The 19934-nt window shown below is 42.1% G+C and carries 13 protein-coding genes and 1 tRNA gene; 4 read left to right on the forward strand and 10 right to left on the reverse strand.

Annotated features, from left to right (window positions below; all coding sequences use genetic code 11):
- Nucleotides 1-43: 43 nt before the first annotated feature.
- The 5 genes from IQ276_RS13550 to IQ276_RS13570 form a co-directional block, all read right to left on the reverse strand.
- Nucleotides 44-1828, reverse strand: coding sequence for a M61 family metallopeptidase (locus IQ276_RS13550; RefSeq protein WP_235115645.1), 1785 nt, complete (start codon nucleotides 1826-1828; stop codon nucleotides 44-46).
- Between the two features lie 216 nt (nucleotides 1829-2044).
- Nucleotides 2045-2115 (reverse strand) — tRNA-Gly (locus IQ276_RS13555).
- A gap of 50 nt (nucleotides 2116-2165) precedes the next feature.
- Nucleotides 2166-3341, reverse strand: coding sequence for a hypothetical protein (locus tag IQ276_RS13560; RefSeq protein ID WP_235115646.1), 1176 nt, complete (start codon nucleotides 3339-3341; stop codon nucleotides 2166-2168).
- 99 nt (nucleotides 3342-3440) lie between these two features.
- On the reverse strand, nucleotides 3441-7010 hold the full coding sequence (locus tag IQ276_RS13565) for a response regulator (RefSeq protein WP_235115647.1): 3570 nt from the start codon (nucleotides 7008-7010) through the stop codon (nucleotides 3441-3443).
- A 154-nt stretch (nucleotides 7011-7164) separates the two neighbouring features.
- Nucleotides 7165-7404, reverse strand: a complete 240-nt coding sequence (locus tag IQ276_RS13570) for a hypothetical protein (RefSeq protein ID WP_190881769.1) — start codon at nucleotides 7402-7404, stop codon at nucleotides 7165-7167.
- A 754-nt stretch (nucleotides 7405-8158) separates the two neighbouring features.
- Between IQ276_RS13570 and IQ276_RS13575 the strand changes: the two genes are divergently transcribed.
- Both IQ276_RS13575 and IQ276_RS13580 read left to right on the forward strand, forming a co-directional pair.
- Nucleotides 8159-8764: a GNAT family N-acetyltransferase gene (locus IQ276_RS13575; RefSeq protein ID WP_193924643.1), complete on the forward strand. Its 606-nt coding sequence runs from the start codon at nucleotides 8159-8161 to the stop codon at nucleotides 8762-8764.
- A gap of 706 nt (nucleotides 8765-9470) precedes the next feature.
- On the forward strand, nucleotides 9471-10025 hold the full coding sequence (locus tag IQ276_RS13580; RefSeq protein ID WP_190881770.1) for a hypothetical protein: 555 nt from the start codon (nucleotides 9471-9473) through the stop codon (nucleotides 10023-10025).
- Nucleotides 10026-10033: 8 nt separating this feature from the next.
- Here the strand turns inward: IQ276_RS13580 and IQ276_RS13585 are convergent, their stop codons facing one another.
- The 4 genes from IQ276_RS13585 to IQ276_RS13600 form a co-directional block, all read right to left on the reverse strand.
- Complete coding sequence (locus IQ276_RS13585; protein ID WP_193923277.1) at nucleotides 10034-11182, reverse strand: histidinol-phosphate transaminase; 1149 nt, start codon at nucleotides 11180-11182, stop codon at nucleotides 10034-10036.
- A gap of 359 nt (nucleotides 11183-11541) precedes the next feature.
- Entirely contained in the window at nucleotides 11542-12183 is a 642-nt protein-coding gene (locus IQ276_RS13590) for a YqiA/YcfP family alpha/beta fold hydrolase (protein WP_193923279.1), read from the reverse strand.
- Nucleotides 12184-12253: 70 nt separating this feature from the next.
- The gene (gene gor, locus IQ276_RS13595) at nucleotides 12254-13633 is read right to left on the reverse strand and encodes a glutathione-disulfide reductase (RefSeq protein ID WP_193923269.1); all 1380 of its coding nucleotides are present in this window, start codon (nucleotides 13631-13633) and stop codon (nucleotides 12254-12256) included.
- Between the two features lie 305 nt (nucleotides 13634-13938).
- The gene (locus tag IQ276_RS13600) at nucleotides 13939-15315 is read right to left on the reverse strand and encodes a FecR domain-containing protein (protein ID WP_235115648.1); all 1377 of its coding nucleotides are present in this window, start codon (nucleotides 15313-15315) and stop codon (nucleotides 13939-13941) included.
- 1195 nt (nucleotides 15316-16510) lie between these two features.
- Here IQ276_RS13600 and IQ276_RS13605 point away from each other — a divergent pair.
- Entirely contained in the window at nucleotides 16511-17809 is a 1299-nt protein-coding gene (locus tag IQ276_RS13605; RefSeq protein ID WP_193922098.1) for a porin family protein, read from the forward strand.
- An 84-nt stretch (nucleotides 17810-17893) separates the two neighbouring features.
- Here IQ276_RS13605 and IQ276_RS13610 read toward each other — a convergent pair whose 3' ends face one another.
- Nucleotides 17894-18715, reverse strand: coding sequence for a sulfurtransferase (locus IQ276_RS13610; protein ID WP_193922096.1), 822 nt, complete (start codon nucleotides 18713-18715; stop codon nucleotides 17894-17896).
- Nucleotides 18716-18797: 82 nt separating this feature from the next.
- On the opposite strand from IQ276_RS13610, the gene IQ276_RS13615 reads away from it, so the two are divergent.
- Complete coding sequence (locus tag IQ276_RS13615; RefSeq protein WP_235116322.1) at nucleotides 18798-19760, forward strand: tRNA (5-methylaminomethyl-2-thiouridine)(34)-methyltransferase MnmD; 963 nt, start codon at nucleotides 18798-18800, stop codon at nucleotides 19758-19760.
- Nucleotides 19761-19934 lie beyond the last annotated feature (174 nt).

Raw genomic sequence — 19934 nt, forward strand, 5'->3', positions numbered from 1 at the left:
CAGTCCCCAGTCCCCAGTCCCCAATCCCCAATCCCCAGTCCCTTTACCTAACAGTTGCGATCGCTACCCCAAGCCATCCGGCAAAGTTTTGCTGCTGTGTAGAGTCTGGAGAATCAACAGGTTTTACTTGATATCGAGTGGGATTTGGTGATGCTAGGGTAATGGAATAAGTACGTAGTTCGTCTTGGTGGAAAAGTGTGACCTCAATTTTATCGTTTGGTTGGTAATCTTTGAGGCGATCGCTTAACCCACTCCCCATTACCTTAATCCCATCAATTGCTAGTAACTCATCACCTGCATCAATTCCCCTTGCTTGTGCAGGTGAACCCGCTTCCACAAACTTAATCATCTCCCGGCCATTCTCGGTATTTGTTCTCACACCTAAGTAAGGTTCTTCTTGGTGTTCTGCTACCAACTGTAAGCCGAAGGGTTCTAAATACTGATTAAATGGTAAATCCTCAGTAGTATGAAGGTAACGCCTAAAGAAATCGGTCAAATCGATTCCTGCCACAGATTCTATAACTTCTTGCAACTGTTCTGAAGTGTAGCCAATTTCAGCTTCTCCAAATTGCTGCCACATTTTCAGCATCACGTCATCGAGGGAACGCTGATTGCCGTGAGTTGAGCGAATCAGTAAATCCAGCAATAACGATATCATTTCCCCCTTTAAATAGTAAGAAATTTGGGAATTACCACTATTGGCATCTGGACGATAGAGTTTAATCCAAGCATCAAAACTTGACTCGGAAACTGGTTGTACTTTCCGCCCCGGTGTGCTTTCATATCTGGTAATTTCCTTACCCAAATGATTCAAATAGGATTTAGCATCATAAATTCCTGCCCGCAAAGGGATTAACAAATCGTAATAACTAGTAGTCCCTTCACAAAACCACAAGCATGGGGTGTAATTTTCTTGGTCATAATCAAAAACCTCCAATGCTTTTGGGCGAATTCGCTTCACATTCCACAAGTGAAAGAACTCGTGTGCTACTAATTGCAGAAAGCGATCGTACTTTTCTGGAACACGAAACCCAAAACGCTGGTAAATTAAGGAGCAAGAGTCTTTATGCTCCAAACCGCCAAAAGCTTGGCTAAATAAATGTAACAAAAACACATATCGTTCATAGGGCAAACCGCCGAACATTTGCGCTTCTACCCGAATAATTTTTTGGATATCAGCAATCATCTCTTGGACTTGATAATTACCTTGCCCCCAAATTGCCAATTCATGGGGTTTTCCCAAAACCTCAAATTGATACAATTGGTGGCGACCAATCTCAAATGGACTATCAACAAGAGTATCAAAATCACTAGCCAAGAAAGTATTTGTTTCTTCACCAACAGGAGGTAAGGCAGTAGTTACCTGCCATTCTGGGTGTGCTGGTACGATAGTGACGCGAATCGGTTGTTTCTCCCAGCCAGATACCCTAAAAAATAGTGCCGCACCGTTGAAATAACCGTGGGTAGCATCCAAGTGATTTGTCCGTACCGATAGCTCATTAGCAAAAATACGGTAACGCACAGTTAATTCTGAGACACCTGTTTTATCTATCTGCCAGTGATTCTTACTGATTTTCTGCCAAGGCAAAGGCTTATCCTCTGCAAAAGTCACAAAATCCTGTAAGTTCTTGGCGTATTCCCGAACTAAGTAGGAGCCAGGTGTCCATACTGGCAGTTTTAAATCGAGAATTGGCCAGGGATAATCTACAAGGCGTAAAGTCACTTCAAACAGATGGGTTTCTGGTTGGGACATTGCCACCAGGTAATGAATCTTTGGCGCAGTTTCCTGGATGTAGGAGTTGGGGCGAGATGCAGTTGCTTCAGTCATCTTGTGTGCTGAGTTAATAGCCGATACTTAATGAGATTACTAATTTGTCCCATCATGATAAGTTTATTTTTTAGCTTTTGACTTCTATTTGCAGGGGCTGGTCAAAACCAAGTTTATCCACACAAAAGCCAATATTTATGAGGTTCGTCCTTAATTCTCAATAAAAACGAGGTTCTAGCTGTAAAGATTCTGCAAGATTTTGTCAACTATGCGTTAAGCGGGCGGCGGGAATCGAACCCGCATTAATAGCTTGGAAGGCTATAGTTTTACCACTAAACTACGCCCGCAAATGTCCAACTTTTTAATTATAACACAGCTATTAAGAAAATTCAAACATTTAGTTAGAATTGGCAGACTGAATTTTGATCCAGACATACAGATAGCTCAAATCGGGTTTTGTGCCATCGTTATTCTGGGCAGGAAGAAACTTTTCAGTTTTGAAAATTTGGTTAAGGACTTGCTCATATGTGCTTTTTTCGCTTTCGAGTGTTGCTGGTTGTATTTCTAAAACTGCGGCTTGTTGAAAGTTGCCATTGCCATCGATGACTAAGCTAGCCAAGAGTTGTGCTGGCTTAAGTCCAATATTTTGGGGAAGAAAACTAGAGTCAAATTGTTTTGTGTTGCTACCCTGATATACAGCGATCGCATCTGGCAAACCATCATATCTAAATTTCCCTGATTTTATCAAGTTACTTACTTGATCTCTAAGTAAAGGAGCTACTATGGCGATCGATGCTCCCTGAGTCGAAGTTGGTGGAGTTTCTGGGGTAGGAGTTGGCGGAGTTTCCCTGGGTGGAGTTGGTGGAGTTTGTCCTGTGGGTGTTGGTGGAGTTTCCCTGGGTGGAGTTGGCGGAGTTTGTCCTGTGGGTGTTGGTGGAATTTCCCTGGGTGGAGTTGGCGGAGTTTCCCTGGGCGGAGTTGGCGGAGTTTCCCTGGGTGGAGCTGGCGGAGTTTGCTTAACTGGTGGAGTTGATGGAAGGCCTGATGGTAGTGGCGTTCCCTTTCCGAATTTTAAATCTTGACGGCGATTCCAAGGAAGCTTACCCACTGGAACTGTAGGTGTAGGTTTTACTGTGGGTGTAGGTATCGGCTTGGAAACTTTTTGTTGACGGAAGCGCTGATTATTACTTTGAGAAGTGTCAGTTTTACTCTTTGGCTGGAGATTATCAGTGGAATTTATTGTGGGAGAATCTTGATTTTTTGCCGTAGTTCGTGCTGCTATCGTCTTTTGAGTTGAGGATAATCGCTTTGGTGAAACTGTCTTAGCTGTTGATTGTGATTTGCTTGTTGATTTCCTTGGAGGAGCAATGTCTATCAATTCAACGGGTATAGCCGATTGACTTTCTTGAGGAAACCACAGACTAAACGTATTTGATGAACGCATCAACCAGAACACCAGCAAGTGCAGAGAGACTGAACCGATAGCAACACAAATCCACAAACCGGGTGGATCGGTGTGTCGCCTCCAGACTTTGGCTGGAATTGGAGTTTTGTCTGCAACCGATGGTTCCATATTATCTTTGAAACTGGATCTGATTAGGCACTTTTACTAGTTGGTATGCTTTAACCAGTTATCAGTGTTCACTCCTTGATTTAAAATCCAGTATCAATTTTAGCGATTAACCATTACCTCTGGTGTAACAGCGAAGGTCAGAACTGTCTCATCTACTCCTTTAAGTTCTAGGGGACTACCTTTAGTAATTTCTTCTTCTTGCAAATAATCTGCCACGGCAGCAGAAACCAAGATGGTACCGGGAACAGCAGCAGATTGCAACCTAGCAGCAATATTCACACTCGGACCAATAGCAGTATAATCAGCACGTTCAGCGCTGCCAAACATCCCCACAACTGCTGTACCTTGGTGAATACCACAGCGAAACTGAACGCCAGTTTGTCTGTCACCATCAAATACACCTTGTTCTCGCCAACGCTGGTTTAATTGCTCCAGAGAGCGGTGCATTCCTCTTGCTGTATTTATAGCACGACGTACCTGTTCGTTGGGAGTTAGTTCTTCAGGCGCTCCGTATAAAGCTAAGATAGCGTCTCCCATAAATTTATCTACAGTGCCGCCATTAGCAAATACAACTTTGGTCATAGCTTCTAAATATTCATTGAGCAACTCTGCTACTCGCCGGGATCTGAGGGTATTTGCTAGCTGTGTAAAACCCACAATGTCACTAAACAAAACTGTAATTAAGCGTGGTTCTGGGCGCAAATCTAATGCCAAATCCCCAGCAGCAGCTTTTTGCACCAATACAGCCGGCAAAAAGCGCTTTAGTACGGATTCTGTGAGATAAGTATTTAACTCCAGGATTCGTCTTTCATTTTCTTTCAGTGCCAAAAGATTGCGAACTTCCGCTAAAAGTTCCCGGTCATTGAATGGTTTTGCTAAATAAGCATCAGCACCATGTTCTGTACCTTCGATGCGGGTTTCTTCGTCAACTTTCGCTGTCAGCAAAATGATTGGTATTCCTTTCAACTTCTCCTCGCTACGGATCATTTGAATCATCTCAAGTCCGCTGACCAAGGGCATCATTAAGTCAGTAAGAATCAAGCTGGGTGTAATTTCCTTAGCTATGCGATAACCCTCATAACCATTACGAGATGTCTGTACTTGATAGCCATTGCGACGCAGTATATCAGATACATAAGTTCGCAAATCGGGGTTGTCGTCCACAACTAAAATCGAGTGCCCAGTGACCACTAGTGACTCCTGAGTGTCAAAAGTAGGTGATAAGTTTTTTGTAATATCTTCAATATTATCTGCTGTTTGATCTAGCAGTTCTAAATCAGCCAATTCTACGCTAGCGCGGCTTGTGTTTAGTTCGACAGGAGTTTCCAGCACTTGTTGTGTGGGTAAGTGAGCAGTACCAGTAACGAGCCATAATCTAAAGATGGTACCTTCACCGTAAACTGATTCCACACTGACTTGACCACCATGTAATTCTACTAATTCTTTAACTAAAGCCAGACCCAAACCACTACCTTCATAGGAACGGTTTGCTGAACCTTCAGCTTGACGGAAGCGCTCAAATAAATGGGGAATTTGTTCTTTAACAATGCCAATTCCAGTGTCTTGTACTTCCAAGATGCAACGGTAATTTTCAGATATTAGTCTGACATTGATTGTCCCACCTTCGGGAGTAAACTTCATGGCATTTGAGAGCAGGTTGTAAAGCACCTTGTCAAATTTTTCCATGTCCAAGTACACCGTAGAAGATTCATCTAACTGGGTGGTCAGATGCAGTCCCTTTTTCTCGCAGTAGGGGCGAAAAGACTCAACAATTTGGCTGACAAATTCGACTAAATCACAGGGGCGAAAACTAGGTTGCATTCTTCCTGCATCCAGGCGTTGTAAATCCAGCAGTTGATTTACCAGTCGCAGCAGACGGCGGGAGTTACGTAGGGCGATCGCACTTTGGGAATAAGATAATCCCTCACCAGCCGCCACAGCCGATTCTAAAGGCCCCTGAATCAAGGTAATAGGAGTACGAAACTCATGGGAAATATTTTGGAAAAATTCTGTTTTTTGTTTGTCTAATTCCAGTAAGCGTTCAGCTTGTTGGCGAGTTTTTTCATATAGGCGTGACTGCTGCACAGCGATCGCAGCTTGAGCGGCTACTGCTTTCGCTAGATCGATATCATATGACATCCACTGGCGTGTTTTATTACTTTCACATAAAGTAATACTACCGATACATTTGCCATCAGCCAACAATGGCACGACCATTAGCGATCGCACTGGCATTTTCAAAGACAAATCAAAACCCTTTATTTCTCTCGGAGAATGGTTTACATTACCAATTACTACTGGTTCATGTGTGTGTAAAATCTCTTGTAAGATTGGATTCTCTTGTATAGAGGTTTGAGAATAGGGTAATTTCTGAGTTAAAACGTGATTATTCTTACTTATATTTTGCTCTGTGAGTGGCATACGGAAATTTTCAGGATGTTGAAAACTGTTATACAAGCCCACAGACTGGACAAACTCATCTTCCTCTGTCCACAGAGATAGGACACAGCCATCAACTTGTAAAGCTTGTCCTAGTTGCTGGGTAATAGCCGCAAAAATATCTTCAGGATCTAAGCTAGAGCGAATCGCGCTAGTAATCGTATTAATCAAACTCTCTCGCTTAGCAAGGGCACGTACTTGTTCGTAAGCATAAGCTTGAGACAAAGCTAAGGCTGCCTGATCCGCTACCATCAACACCAGCTGCACCTCATCATCCCCCCAGAAACGGGGCAGAGAACACTGGTGCAGTGCCAAGACTGCCATTAGTTCCTGTTGACAGATCAGTGGCACAACTAAACTAGAACAAATGTTAGCAGCAGCAAAAGCTTCCTCACGTTGACGCAGTTCGGGAGTACTACCATGAATGCGCTCATCATCTATCACATCATGAATTACTTGGACTTCGCGGGTTTCCCAAACCGTGTGAGCCAGCAAGGAAGAGGGAGGGATGGGGAGAGGAGGAGATGGAGGGGCAAGAGAAAAACTGATCTCCGTGTCTTCGTGTCTCCGTGTCCCCGTGTCCCCGTGTCCCCGTGTCTCCCTGTCTGCATGTCCTTTTTCTTCCAGAGGCTTTTGATAGATAAATCCTTTATCTGCCAACTGTTCATCTTGGAAGGGACGCAACAGACAGACATCCACCTCCAACATCTGACCCACTGAATCTACAATTGCCTGCAAAATTTGCCGATAGTCTAATGCACTGCGAATCGTATTTGTGACCGTATTCAGCAGCGATTCTCGCCGGAGTGTACGGGTAAGTTCCCGCGTGCGGGCTTTGAGGACATTGTGGGTATCTAAAGCTTGGCGTACAACTCCTTTAAGTTCCTCTGCTTCCCACGGTTTGGTGACATATTTGAAAACCTTACCAGCGTTGATGGCTTCTACCAAGTCTTCGACATCGGTGTAGCCGGTTAAAATAATCCGGATAATATCTGGGTATTGAGTTGCTGTCAGGCTCAAAAATTCTGTACCGCTCATCATCGGCATCCGCTGGTCGGAGATGATCACTGCGACCTCTCCCTCTTGAGCCAGCAAATCGAGTGCCGCAGGACCAGAGGTTGCTCTTAGCACCTTATAGTCCCGATAGAAAGTGCGGTAGAGCAAGTCAAGGTTGTCTGGTTCATCATCGACAACCAAAATTTTAGGCTTACTGTTTGCTTGGGATTTCATGCACCGCTTTCCTGCTGCAACGGCAGTCGGATAAAGAATAATCTGATCGGGTAAGGATTTTTTTGAGTCAGGTAAGAGCAGAGCATTTCGACCAATAAGGCTGTTTGGCTACATGACTGCTGAGTGTAGGAGCGTTTACTCACAGTGATTTATCTCAATGGCTGATATCGATTACCGTTTGCTCTAGTACAGAGTAATTGATTTCATAGTCTGTTTTAGTGTTACAGAGTCTATACTTGCTTGCCAAATCTTCTTTCACCTCCAGTGAGCAATCTCTGATACTACATACAGCACTCATAGCTAGCTGAAAAATCCAGATGAAGCTGCATATTAAGTTTTCCCCTCGCAGCAGTTGTACTAACACTTGCAGGTAAATTTTATTTATGGTAGTCATGGTAGAGCCAATAATATTAAAACAATAAAATTTAAAGCCAAAGTATACTATTAGACAAATGCCTCTTTCCAATTTAGCAATCAGAACTATCATTAAGACAAGTGGTGGTGGTTAAAAAAGTGGGAATTAGCGATTGCCAACAAGCAGAGGAGCAGACGGGTATTGGCTACTGGCTACTGGGGAAAGAACACACGGGGACACTCTGACATCCAGAGAAGCCTGACATGAGACTTCCTGAGATCAGAATTTCTCTTAAGGAAGACGCTCTTGCTAGCAAGATCCCGAAAGGTACGGAAGACACGGAGATAATATTTCATCATTTCTTTGCGTCTTCTTCATCTCCCCCAATCCCCAATCTCCAATCCCCAGTTTGTACTTAACTAAAAATTTTTTAGCTGCTGCTTACAGACAAGTTATGCTGTTTCTCTGCCCATTCACACAATCCCCTAGAATTTTACAGATGGCTTTGCGATTGACAGACTAATCTCCTCCCCACCAAAATCAGGAATCTACCTGAATCCATTGAACTTAAAATTATAAATTTACAAAACTCTAACTCTTAAGACGCTTTAAACAATGCAGGTTATAAAACCTTAATCAAGTTTTACACTTTGTTTCATCCATAACCAAAAACGAATTAGCAGCCTCAAGTTAATTCAAATTCCTGGGCAAGTTTTAAGTCTTTATTGACTTTAAATAGTGCTTTAGGACTTTTGATAAAATTTCCTTGAATAAAATCAATACTAAAATAGCCTTGAAATATCGGTTTTTTCACCCTTACCACCAACAGCCAATCGATCGGGCTTCTTGCCAATTCCAGATTCGTATGGCTACACCTCCTGATTTACTTGGTGTTGCTCAAGTTATAGCTGAAAGCTTTCACTCTCAAAAAGGTATGTGGGGATGGGCTTTTCCATTGCTACGTCTGGGTATTTACGAAGACTTAAGACATCGCATCGTATCACCTGCACCTCGTCATGTTTGTTTAGTTGCCCTTGATTATAGTACTGGTGCTGCTAATAACTTAGTAGGAACTGTCGAACTGGGTGTACGTTACAGCGATTCTTGGAGTCAGGTCGGTTTGGGCTTTCCTTACTTATCTAATTTAGCGGTTCACCCAAATTACCGTAGACATGGTGTGGCTTCCGAGTTACTGAATAGCTGTGAAAAAATCTCTCAAGAATGGGGATTTAAAGATTTATATCTCCACGTTCTGGAAAATAACCATCAAGCAAGGCAGCTTTATTTCAAGCTGGGATATCGGGTGCATAAAGTCGAATCGAATTGGAACACTTTTTTCTTCAGACGCTCAAGCCAGATGTTATTGCATAAAAACCTAAGTGCTGACTTGACTATTTGAATTTTCTTTGAGTGTCTGTAAATTTTAATATTGCGATCGCTGTGAATAAAATCTTTTAGTGATACCAGCAATTAAAGATAAATTCACTCCCTTAAAATGGATGAAAGCCAGCTAAATACTGATACAGCGTATTTTAAGTTAATAAAGTACACAAACTAGGTCTCAAAGCCAGGTATTAAGCCTGTTTTGCTCCTGAATTATTAGACAAAAACTTCTGAAGCTAATATACAGCTTTTGGTAATTCTTTTAAAGAGATTTTTTAGAGTTTTATCTAAATTACTATTCTTAATTTTAAGAAAACTACAATGTTGTAAAATTATATTTACAACATTGAAAAATTACATTTTGTGTTTTTGTTTTAATTAATATTTTAATTTTTTTATTAATAGATATGCATATTAGTATAATAGAGATGAGCATAGGCTTTCCACTAGCAAATTATCAACTCCTCATAATAACTTTGTAAATAAGATATTCATCTTTATAAAAACTTTAAAAAATACTATTATAATTTGGAGACAAATCTACTTGTATCCCATAAAATATAATAACTAAATCTACTGAACACTGCCTATTTATTCCTATCTTTGTTAAATTGACCGCCAGACTGTTGATAATAAAAGAATTGAAAAATCTCATTTGACATAACAGCTAGTTCCTTATTGAAGTGCATACTACTACCAAATTCATTGAAAGTTTAAAAAACATGGATAGCGAACAGCATCGCCGCTATCAGCCCACTATGCTATCAACCTATTACCCTGAAACTAGTTTTCTTGACTATATTGTCATGCCAGATGGAACTGAGCAATCGCAAGGCTCGGATATCCTTACACGTTTACATAGTGGAGAAGTTTTCATCGTCAATAGTCGCAGGCGAAACGGATTAATACTGTTTAAACGTTACCATGCAGAGTTTGCTGGGCCTGGGGCTGCGGTGGGTGGAGACTACGATTTTGATTGCCAAGGGGCACTGCCGATAGGTAATCTGTCTTTATTAACTCCGGAATCTAATGAAGAACGTCAGAAGGCGTACTTGATTAGGCGACAGTGGATTCGATTGATCAAACAAATTACAGAAAATCCAGTGCCTGGGCAGCGAGTTCAAAAAATTCTCGATCAATTTGAACAATACTTTCCACCGGAAATAGTCGCTCTTTTACCGGATGTAGCTTTTGCTCTTTTAGTGGGTGTGCTGCCGCAAACAGTGGGAATGGTACGCCGTTTGGGCAGTGAATTGGACAGTAAGTTTAATTACTGAGTTAATTCCTAAGATTCCAAATTGGCCAAAGCAGTTTGTACTCGATTAATAGTGCGGGCGTTTTCGTCGCTCGTTCCTACAGTAATTCGCAATCCGCCGCTAATATGTCGTACAAGAGTGCCGAGTGTTCTGAGTTGGTGATGCAAACTTTTTAAAGTGGTGTCCTGTGAGTCTGAACCATTTGGTTTAAGACGTAGGTAAATAAAATTCGCAGCACTTACTGCGATTTCTAGTTCTGGTTCCTGGGATAAAGCTTCAATGAGTTTGGCTCGTTCACTCAAAATTTGGGGAATTGACTCAAGTAGGAGTTTACGGTTTTGTAAAGCAATCAAGGCTGCTGCTATGGAAAAACTGGGAAGATTGTAGGGTAAGCGGATTTTTTCTAAAATAGCGATCGCTTCTTTCTGAGCAACGCAATAGCCAACGCGAAGAGACGCCAATCGAAAAGCTTTAGAAAAAGTGCGTAAAATCACCCAATTAGGGTGATGTGGTAATTCACCCACTAGACTAGTTTGGCTAAATTCAAAGTAAGCTTCATCAATCACTACCAAAATATGCTGTGGCAAACTTTTTAACCATAGCAACTCTGCCGCAGTTAAGCTATTGGCAGTTGGCGAATTGGGATGCACTACGAAAACTACCCGAATGGGAGGATTTTGAGTTTGTTCGATGGCAGATTGTGCAGCTTTTAAGTCAATTTCAAAATTGATTGCATTTCTACCCACCGCCACTACAGGAATGCCCAAAGTTTGTGCCAAAATTCCGTACATTGAGAAAGTGGGGTTGGCAACGAGAATTGAACCTTCTCCCCCTAGACAAGTGGCGATTAATAAAGAACGGATTAGTTCATCTGAACCATTGCCCACAGAAATGTTAGTAGCAGTAAATAAAGATGATGGAAGGTGAGCTGACTCATTAACATACTCGGCGATCGCATTCTTGAGTGTTTCATGTCCGCCATCAGGATAACGATTTGTTTCAATTACTTGCTGATATGTCCAGGCTAACTTTTCTTTTAACTGAGGTGGTAAATCATCAGGGCTTTCATTTGTATCGAGGCGATCAAACTGTGTCGGGACAGATGCGCCTGTATCACTACTGGGGTGGGGTTTGTAGGCGGTAAATTGTGCTAAATCTGGTCGGATGAAGGGAAGCATATCGATTTTAGATTTTGGATTTTAGATTTTGGATTTTAAATCAATACCGTTCACAAAAATCTTAATTTCACCCAATCATTTTTGACGATGACAGGACTAGCCCTTTCAAGGTGGGTAAAAATTTTGTTCAAAAAATTCCTCTTTAACCTCTTACCTCTGTGTCCTCTGCGTCTTTGTGGTTAGATAAATTACTTTTAAACAGCAGAGGCACAGAGAACACAGAGAAAAAAAAAGAGATTTTTCAAGTCACCTTGAAAGGGCTAGTCCTAGATGAGTGAATATAGCGTTTTTGGATCTACGAATTAAGTAGTACTTACTGAAAAATATTAGGTTAGGTGTAAGTTTAATATTTTACAACTTCAAGGTAACTGGCAGAAGAGGCAAATTGCTTGCCAAATTTCTTCCATAACATTACCCAAGGCGTGGTCGCTGTCTAGTTCGACTAACTCCACCCAAGGACGCGATAGCTGAAAGTCACGACTTGCTTCTATAGGGATAACTTCATCGTTTTTTCCATGCAAAATTAGCGTGGGGATGGGACGTTGCAAAAGCTTCTCTTGGTATCGAGCGGCATCTGTGACAAAATCATAACTTAAGGGAAGCGATCGCCCTTCCCCATAGTGGTACACCATGAGATATTTTTCTTGCTGCCAACGGTGTATTTCCTCATCTGTTAATTTCACTAACCAATGGGATAAAAACCCAAAAGCTGGCGCTAGCAAGACTAAACGTTGTATTTGTAAATGTTGCTGTGCTAGGTGGGCGGCAGTCAAACTACCCAAACTTGAGCCGATAAGCGTTACTGGTGTAGAATCTTTCGGAAGTTCTGCTGCAACTTGAGCGATTTGACGGGTGATTGTCAAGTGGGAAAAATCCCCAGCGTTCAAATCGGGAATTTTCAGTTCTGTGTGAATTTCGGTAAAGCGATCGCCTATGTACTGTGCTTTGGCAGATTTGGGACTGGAAGCAAAACCGTGTAAGTAAATATACTGTGTAGGCATCGGAGTTTTCCCATTGGGGTCGTCCTTAGTCATTGGTCATTTACCAAAGACAAAGGACTAATGACCTAAGTTATCGCATTGTGACAAATTCTTCAGCTACCGAGGGATGTATGGCAACAGTAGCGTCAAAGTCTTTTTTGGTTGCGCCCATGTTGACAGCGATCGCTACACCTTGAATGATTTCAGCTGCATGTTCACCCACCATGTGAGCGCCTAGCACTTTATCGGTGTTAGTATCAATTACTAATTTCATCATTGTCTTCTCTTGCTTACCAGTCAAACTGTGGTACATAGAGCGGAAGCGAGCGCGATAAATTTTTACGGCCTCGTCGCCGAGTTTCTCCCTAGCTTCGGCTTCTGTCCAGCCTACTGTTGAGGCTTCTGGGGTAGAAAATACGGCTGTGGGCACATTTTGATAATTGAAGGCTCGGCGATTATTGCCGAATTCGCTATCAGCAAAGGCACGACCTTCACCAACTGCTACGGGAGTTAAATTAATTCGGTCGGTGACATCACCAACAGCAAAGATATTCGCTTGACTGGTTTGACTATATTCATTGACTGCGATCGCATTTGTGCTGGTGTATCCTGGTCCTTCTATAGAACTGGGGACAAAATTAACCCCAGCATTTTCTAAACCTAGTCCATCTACATTTGGAGTCCGACCAGTGGCTATTAAAAACACATCAGCAATTACTGGTTCTTGATTTTCTCCTGATAAAGTCAGTTTCACCCCTTCTGGCACGCGTTCAACTCTTTCTACCACATTATTATTAATTACCTGAATTCCATGCTGCTTCATACCTTCTTGAATATCTGTGCGGATGTCCTCATCAAACCCCTTCAAAATCTTTTCGCCTCTGATAATTTGCGTTACTTCAGAACCTAAACCGCGCATAATACAGGCGAATTCTGTGCCAATATAACCAGCGCCAATAATGGCAATGTGTTTTGGTTGTTCTTTGAGATGAAAGATTTCGTTAGAGGTGATACCATATTCCATTCCTGGTAAATCTGGTTTCATAGGACGCCCACCAACAGCAATTAAAATTTTGTCTGCTGTAATTTTGCGTCCATCAAGTTCTACTGTGTGAGGATCTACCAATGCGGCGCGACCGGGAATTAGTTCTACTCCGGCTTTTTCTAAAAAGCTGATATGTACTTGCGACAGTCGGCGAACTTCTTTATCTATAGATGTAATGAAATGTTCCCAGTTCAATTCTGCATTACCCACTTTCCAGCCATAGCCTGCGGCGTCAGTGAAGAGTGCAGGAAAGTGAGAGCCATAAACCATGAGTTTTTTAGGAACACAACCGCGAATGACACAAGTTCCGCCAACTAAATCATATTCGGCGATCGCCACTTTTGCCCCGTAGCTAGCCGCACGCTTAGAAGCTGCCAAGCCTCCAGAACCCGCACCAATTACAAACAAGTCGTAATCAAAAGTCATAAATTTTTATATCTCTCTAGCAACAAGTTAGTTCCTGAGAACTTACACACAAAATGTCATTGAACTATATAAGGATATCCGCTATGCCCTGTGTAAGTCTTACCCTTGATTTAATCTAGCGTTAGCAGACGCTCTCTGGTCGTAGGGAATATTACTTTTTGCTTTGATAATTGTAGAGGCAGTACTTAATATTTATGATAGTTCTGCCTCTGGTATCAGGTATAAATCTATGCTCCTATTGCGCTGGAGAAGCTAAATTTACAATATATTGTTGACTTCTGACAGTCCCAGCAAAGAAAGCAGGCTCAGGTTGTCTCCGGACTAGTTCCGGGGTCTGTAGTTGGATTTCCCGTCCCACCACCTGTGTTGTCAGTTGGGTTTCCCGTCCCACCACCTGTGTTGTCAGTTGGATTTCCCGTCCCACCACCTGTGTTGTCAGTTGGATTTCCCGTCCCACCACCTGTGTTGTCAGTTGGGTTTCCCGTCCCACCACCTATGTTGTCAGTTGGGTTTCCCGTCCCACCACCTGTGTTGTCAGTTGGGGTTCCCGTCCCACCACCTATGTTGTCAGTTGGATTTCCCGTTCCACCACCTGTGTTGTCAGTTGGGGTTCCCGTTCCACCACCTGTGTTGTCAGTTGGGGTTCCCGTTCCACCACCTGTGTTGTCAGTTGGGGTTCCCGTTCCATTCCCAGGTGTTGGCTGGACTGAGGGATTTTGAGGTCTGGCTGTGGTTCCGCTGGAATCAACAGGAACGTTATTACTCTGAACATTGGTGTTATTATTACTCTCTGTAGTACCCCGAACAGTGTTTGTTAAGATTTGTCCTGTTTCCTCAAAGGAGTTTACTGGAGAGTCATCTGTTACGGTACTTCCTGAGGAATCATTTGTAACAGCGTCTTTGGTTGCAGAATTTGAAGGACTACTAGTTAACTCCAAGAAAGAAGGGTTTTCAACTACTCCCTGGCCTGTTACTGGGGACTGTGTTTGTAAGGCCGCAGCAGTTTCAGCTTGAACGCTGGCGATCGCTGGGTCAGGATTAGGTGTCATATTTTGCCTATTTAAATCCAGTCCCCGAACTAGATCGCTCGTTTCATAAAAATTTCTCAGATCAAAATCGTATAAACCCTGAAATTTGCCTTTAACTATAACCATCAGCTGTCCTGCTTGCAGCACCTGGGTTTGAGAAGCTTCCTTGTTAGAAACTTCAATGCCGCTATTTGTCAGGGCACCCACAATCGTGGTATCCGTTTGTTGATCGTACCGTACAAATAATGCTGAACCACGAATTGCCGCTGCTGCACTCGGCGTTTGTATACGTGTTTGTCCCCTTCCAGGTGGTATAAGTAGTAACGCAGTTCCGTTTGATAGTCTAAAGCTGCGAGTCTTGGGTAAAAATTGAAACATAGCCTGTTCCCCAACTCTTGCCAATGAGCCGTCGTTAAACCGCAAATCTGCTAGGGAAGCTCGACCAGTTGACAACCCATCCCCAGGAATCATTGCATCTGATTTTTGTGCAGGACGTTTCTTAAGTTTGTTTCTGGGTATTAGTTGTACTAAGTTACGGAGATTCTGAATCTCGGCTCGTGTTAGAGGAGTGACGGCACTTACCCGATCTGGCAAAGGTAAGACGACAATTCCCCATAAACTAATTACTAAAAGTGGTAAAGATTTATTAAACATATAGAACTCCTATTTGATTTTTGAAAAAACTTCGTACAACTCCAAAAGGCTGATTTCCTATTCCCTACTCCCCAACGCCACTTGACTTAGCTAGCTGCTCATTTTGCGAACCAAAAAAACCGTACTGGCTCCTCCCTACCTATCGCGCTTGCGCTGCGCCCACCACGTAAATAAGTTCAAAAATCAAAGCGGAATGCCATAGTTTCATAACTTGTAAACTTCAACTAATACCAAATACGCTGAATATTGAAGCTGCTGCTGATTGTTATACCGAGCTTTTTGATGTCAATATTATCTGCATTTGAGTCTAAACTTGATAGACAAAATAAACAACTAATAAGTATGTATTTAGTTTGTTTAAGTTTTTAGTCTCACATTCCCGTTTTATGAAATGAAGTCTAGAGGAGGTTTCAAAACCGACGAACAATATCAATAATTCAATAAACAATGGTTTAGAGGATATCTTTTCAAGTATTCAATATTTCAGTATCTTCCCGCCAACACATCTTCAAAAAGGGAAAAATATCTCAAACTAAACTTTGTAAACCCTGATTTTGGGGGATATACAGGTGTTGAATACGACAATCAACTTTCAGATATCGTCTTAGCAGATAATCCTTTATGATTTCCTCAGCCAACAAAAAGTTTTGGATGTCTGTTATGAGGTTAATTGCTAGTTGTATTTTACTGGCGTTCTTCTATTACTCTTATGAAAGTAGTACGATGAAGTCTCCAAAATTCTCTGCTAGACTTTCTTTGAGTTAAGAGAGTTTGTATTAGCATCAAATTTGCTGACCATTACTGTAAATACTACAGTAGATGATTTGTACAAACTATAAGTTTCAAGGTGATAGAAGAGCGTTAAGTTACCTCAGCACAATGAAAATTAATTTTTTATAGGCATGATTCGTAATTTTTCATGGGCAACAGTTTCAGTTATGTTTACATTTTGTAATGTTGCTTTGTTTATTCCTACCTATTTATTTAAGAATAATTAAGAGAACCTTGTATCAGGGCAGATAATTCTGGCAAAACAATGTGGTAAGGAATCCGAAAAAGAGTAAGTTCAGTTTGTAGATATCAGTATATACCTAAAAAGGTGAACTACATACACTCAATTGTATTTTTGGAGTCGGAATTTATGATCGAGCTTCTAGGTTTACATTCGCTAAACGCGCTCAACGCGATCTAACAGATGCGACTCAAGAACTGTAAAAATTTGTTTTTTTGGATTTTTTTAGTCTCCAGTTGTAGAAGCTGGGGTTGCATCAGAGTAAATGCAACAGAATCTCCAAATCATGATTTGGCATCAAAAATTACATCTTTAACAAGTACGCAGGTAAGCGTTCAGCCATGTCAGGAGTTCGAGCAACGAGCGATTAGCTCTTTGTGCAAGCAGTCCAGTGAATTGCAGAGTCTGGACTTCCCAATAAAGTTATATTTGGCACAACAAACACCAGAAATTACACAAGCAGAACCAACATCAGATCCAGAACCTGGGGATACTCAAAAACAAAATGACCCGCCACAGCTAGAATCGCAGCCAAGTAATTTACCTACATCTCCTCCAGACTCAACAGAGCAACTGTTGAATCCACCTGAGATAAATCGTTCTCAAAGGTTAGAGAGGCTAAGAACCCTGCTGCAACAGCCAAAACAGCCGTCTGAGTATGAAAGCGATCGCGAATTGGGGTTACGCGTGCGGTTAAAGCCTCTAGAACAACAGCCACTCTTACCGCAACCTGTGTCTACATTTAAACCCGTCGGCTATCTACAAGGTCGTGTAGGTTACTTCCAAACGACCAACATTTTTTCCTCAAAAAATAATCCAACAGAAGATGGTTTAATTATTTCTGGACTGACACTAGCTTCTGCCTATTTACCTGTAGGATCTAAAACTTATTTAAACGGTTCAATTGATGGCAATATCATTCGTTATCTAGATCAGTCGCAATACCATTACAACCAGATCAGATTTAATCTGGGTCTTTACCAACAGTTATCGCGGCGAATGTACGGAGAAATCAGTTTCAGCAATCAGCAGTTATTTTATGCCAACAACAGCGATCGCCCCAATAGCTTCAAAGCAGGCGATCGCTTTTTAAACGAAAATTCCCTGCAACTGTCTTTCGGACGGCGAGATCCCTTAACCTCAAGATTAATGCTAGATAGCTTCTACGAATTGAGCCTAAACTTTGCCGACCCCCAAAGTCGCAGTCGCATCATTAATTCTTTTTGGTTATCTCTAAACTACTACTTGCAAAAGCCTCTCCAAGTTGGTATTGACTACCAAGTGAACTTCTCTGACTTTACACAGCGCGATCGAGAAGACCAATTTCATCGGCTATTCGCCCACTTAAATTACCTAATATCCAGTTCCAGCAGCATGAATGTTCAGACTGGGGTAACTTTGGGTAGTTCAACCGCCGAAAACATAGATTTTGATGGCTGGTTCTTCAGTATTAATTATAATTTGCAATTAGGTCGGTTTTGAAAAAAGTGAGGAGAGTTAAGAGTTAAGAGTTAGGAGTGAGGAGTTAAGAATTAAAACTGCTAACTCCTGACTCCTAACTCCTAACTATAAATAAGAAATCCAATCACTCCAGCTACCAGCATAAAGTTTACCTTTGCTGATGTCGGCTAATTCTAGAGAAAGTAAATTCACACAAGCGGTAACGCCAGAGCCACAATAAACTAAGATTTCTTCGGCTGTTTCTAGGTTCTCCCAGCGACGGCGTTGTTCTGTTTGGGGGAGTAGGTAACCTGAAGAATCTGTAACTTCTTGCCAAGGATAGTTAACCGCACCAGGAATATGTCCGGCAATTTTATCAATTGGTTCTCGTTCACCTCGGTAGCGATCGCTTTCTCTGGAATCTACCAACACTACATCTGGTATATCTTTGCGGCTTTTCACTGCTGTAATATCTACAACTTTTTCTGTTTGCACTTCAGGTACAAATGTCGCCATGCAGAGGGGAGGAATAACATCCGTAACAGGATACCCAGCTTTTTGCCATCCAGCAAAACCTCCATCGAGTACAGCTACTCGTTCATGTCCTAGATAGCGCAACAGCCACCATAAACGAGATGCAAAAGCAAAGCGGGAATCATCATAAGCTACAACCAGAGTTTTTTGGTAATTGACCCCGATCGCTGCAAATTTGTTAGCGATATCATTAGGCTTAGGTAAAGGATGTCTCCCGCCATGCTTACCCACTGGACTAGAAAGATCCTGATTCAAATCTAAATAATATGACCCCAAAATATGACTTTTTTGATACTGTTGTTGTCCTAGTTGTGGTTCGGCCAGAGAAAAGCGACAATCTACAATGACTATTTGGGGGTCTTCTAGATGTTCAAACAGCCAAACTGGGGAAACAACAAATTGGATATTGGTCATAGAGCATGGGGTATGGGGCATGGGGCATTGGTAATTTGCTAATGACCAATGACTAATGACTAATGACAAATTTATTTACAAAATGCCAGACTTAGAAAATTTTACACCTAAGGTCACAGCAGATGGTTCCTTCACTTTTGTTTCTCAAGAGTTTGGTGAATCCTTTCACAGCCATTATGGTGCTAAGCAGGAAAGTTTTTTCAAGTTTGTGGAACCGACTCAACTGACTACAGCAGCGCAAAAACCAGTTTTGCGGCTGTTGGATGTTTGTTATGGTTTGGGATATAACACTGCCGCTGCTTTGCAGACAATTTGGGCAGTGAATCCGAGTTGTAAGATTGAAATAATCGGTTTAGAACTGAATTCAGCAGTACCACAAGCTGCGATCGCTCATCATTTGTTTGACAATTGGAACTGCAATTACATTGAAATTTTGTCCCAGCTAGCTTTTGAGAATCAAGTGCAAACAGCTTCCTTGAAAGCGGAGCTATTGATTGGCGATGCTAGAAAGACCATCGCCCTGGTAGGTGAGTCGGATTTTTCGGCTGATGCAATTTTTCTCGATCCGTTTTCACCACCACAGTGTCCCCAATTATGGACTGTTGAATTTATTAAACAGCTGTCATTGTGTTTACATCAAGATGGTTTATTAGCCACCTATTCTTGTGCTGCTGCTGTACGCACAGCACTTTTGTCTGCTGGTTTGGCTATCGGTTCTACGCCACCTGTGGGCAGGCGATCGCCCGGTACTGTGGCAGCAAATATAAGAGGATGGGGAGCAGGGGAGCAGGGGAGCAGGGGAGAGAAATTTCCCCTCTGCGCTTCCTCTTCTCCTCTCTCACAAGCCGAGAAGGAACACTTACTAACTCGTGCTGCCATTCCCTACCGCGATTTTGAATTGAGCGATTCCAGTGAAGTTATACTCAGGCGGCGACAACAAGAGCAACAAGCTTCTTCCCTCGAACCTACCTCTGGTTGGCGCAAAAGGTGGCTATCGGCAACGCAAGGCAGGGATTTTTTTATCGGAACTAGTGGTCTGTCTTGAAAAGTGACGCTCCTACGTCGAAGAGAGCTGCCCTAACATATCTAAGGAAGCCTGATCTCTGACTTTTTGCTACGACGGGCTGTTGAGTGACCCAACTACAGCCTTTAGGGACTTCCAAATAAAATAAAAATTCTGATTTCGTTTTCTAATACTCAGGAAACGAGTTTTTTTGAG

The organism is Desmonostoc muscorum LEGE 12446 (assembly GCF_015207005.2).
In the GTDB taxonomy this organism is placed as follows: Bacteria; Cyanobacteriota; Cyanobacteriia; order Cyanobacteriales; family Nostocaceae; genus Nostoc; species Nostoc muscorum.

Excerpts from the sequence above, each read along its gene's own strand:
- IQ276_RS13550 (WP_235115645.1), bottom strand. The coding sequence starts at position 1,828 with ATGACTGAAGCAACTGCATCTCGCCCCAACTCCTACATCCAGGAAACT.
- IQ276_RS13560 (WP_235115646.1), bottom strand. The coding sequence starts at position 3,341 with ATGGAACCATCGGTTGCAGACAAAACTCCAATTCCAGCCAAAGTCTGG.
- IQ276_RS13565 (WP_235115647.1), bottom strand. The coding sequence starts at position 7,010 with ATGAAATCCCAAGCAAACAGTAAGCCTAAAATTTTGGTTGTCGATGAT.
- IQ276_RS13570 (WP_190881769.1), bottom strand. The coding sequence starts at position 7,404 with ATGACTACCATAAATAAAATTTACCTGCAAGTGTTAGTACAACTGCTG.
- IQ276_RS13580 (WP_190881770.1), top strand. The coding sequence starts at position 9,471 with ATGGATAGCGAACAGCATCGCCGCTATCAGCCCACTATGCTATCAACC.
- IQ276_RS13585 (WP_193923277.1), bottom strand. The coding sequence starts at position 11,182 with ATGCTTCCCTTCATCCGACCAGATTTAGCACAATTTACCGCCTACAAA.
- IQ276_RS13590 (WP_193923279.1), bottom strand. The coding sequence starts at position 12,183 with ATGCCTACACAGTATATTTACTTACACGGTTTTGCTTCCAGTCCCAAA.
- gor (WP_193923269.1), bottom strand. The coding sequence starts at position 13,633 with ATGACTTTTGATTACGACTTGTTTGTAATTGGTGCGGGTTCTGGAGGC.
- IQ276_RS13600 (WP_235115648.1), bottom strand. The coding sequence starts at position 15,315 with ATGTTTAATAAATCTTTACCACTTTTAGTAATTAGTTTATGGGGAATT.
- IQ276_RS13605 (WP_193922098.1), top strand. The coding sequence starts at position 16,511 with ATGCGACTCAAGAACTGTAAAAATTTGTTTTTTTGGATTTTTTTAGTC.
- IQ276_RS13610 (WP_193922096.1), bottom strand. The coding sequence starts at position 18,715 with ATGACCAATATCCAATTTGTTGTTTCCCCAGTTTGGCTGTTTGAACAT.
- IQ276_RS13615 (WP_235116322.1), top strand. The coding sequence starts at position 18,798 with ATGCCAGACTTAGAAAATTTTACACCTAAGGTCACAGCAGATGGTTCC.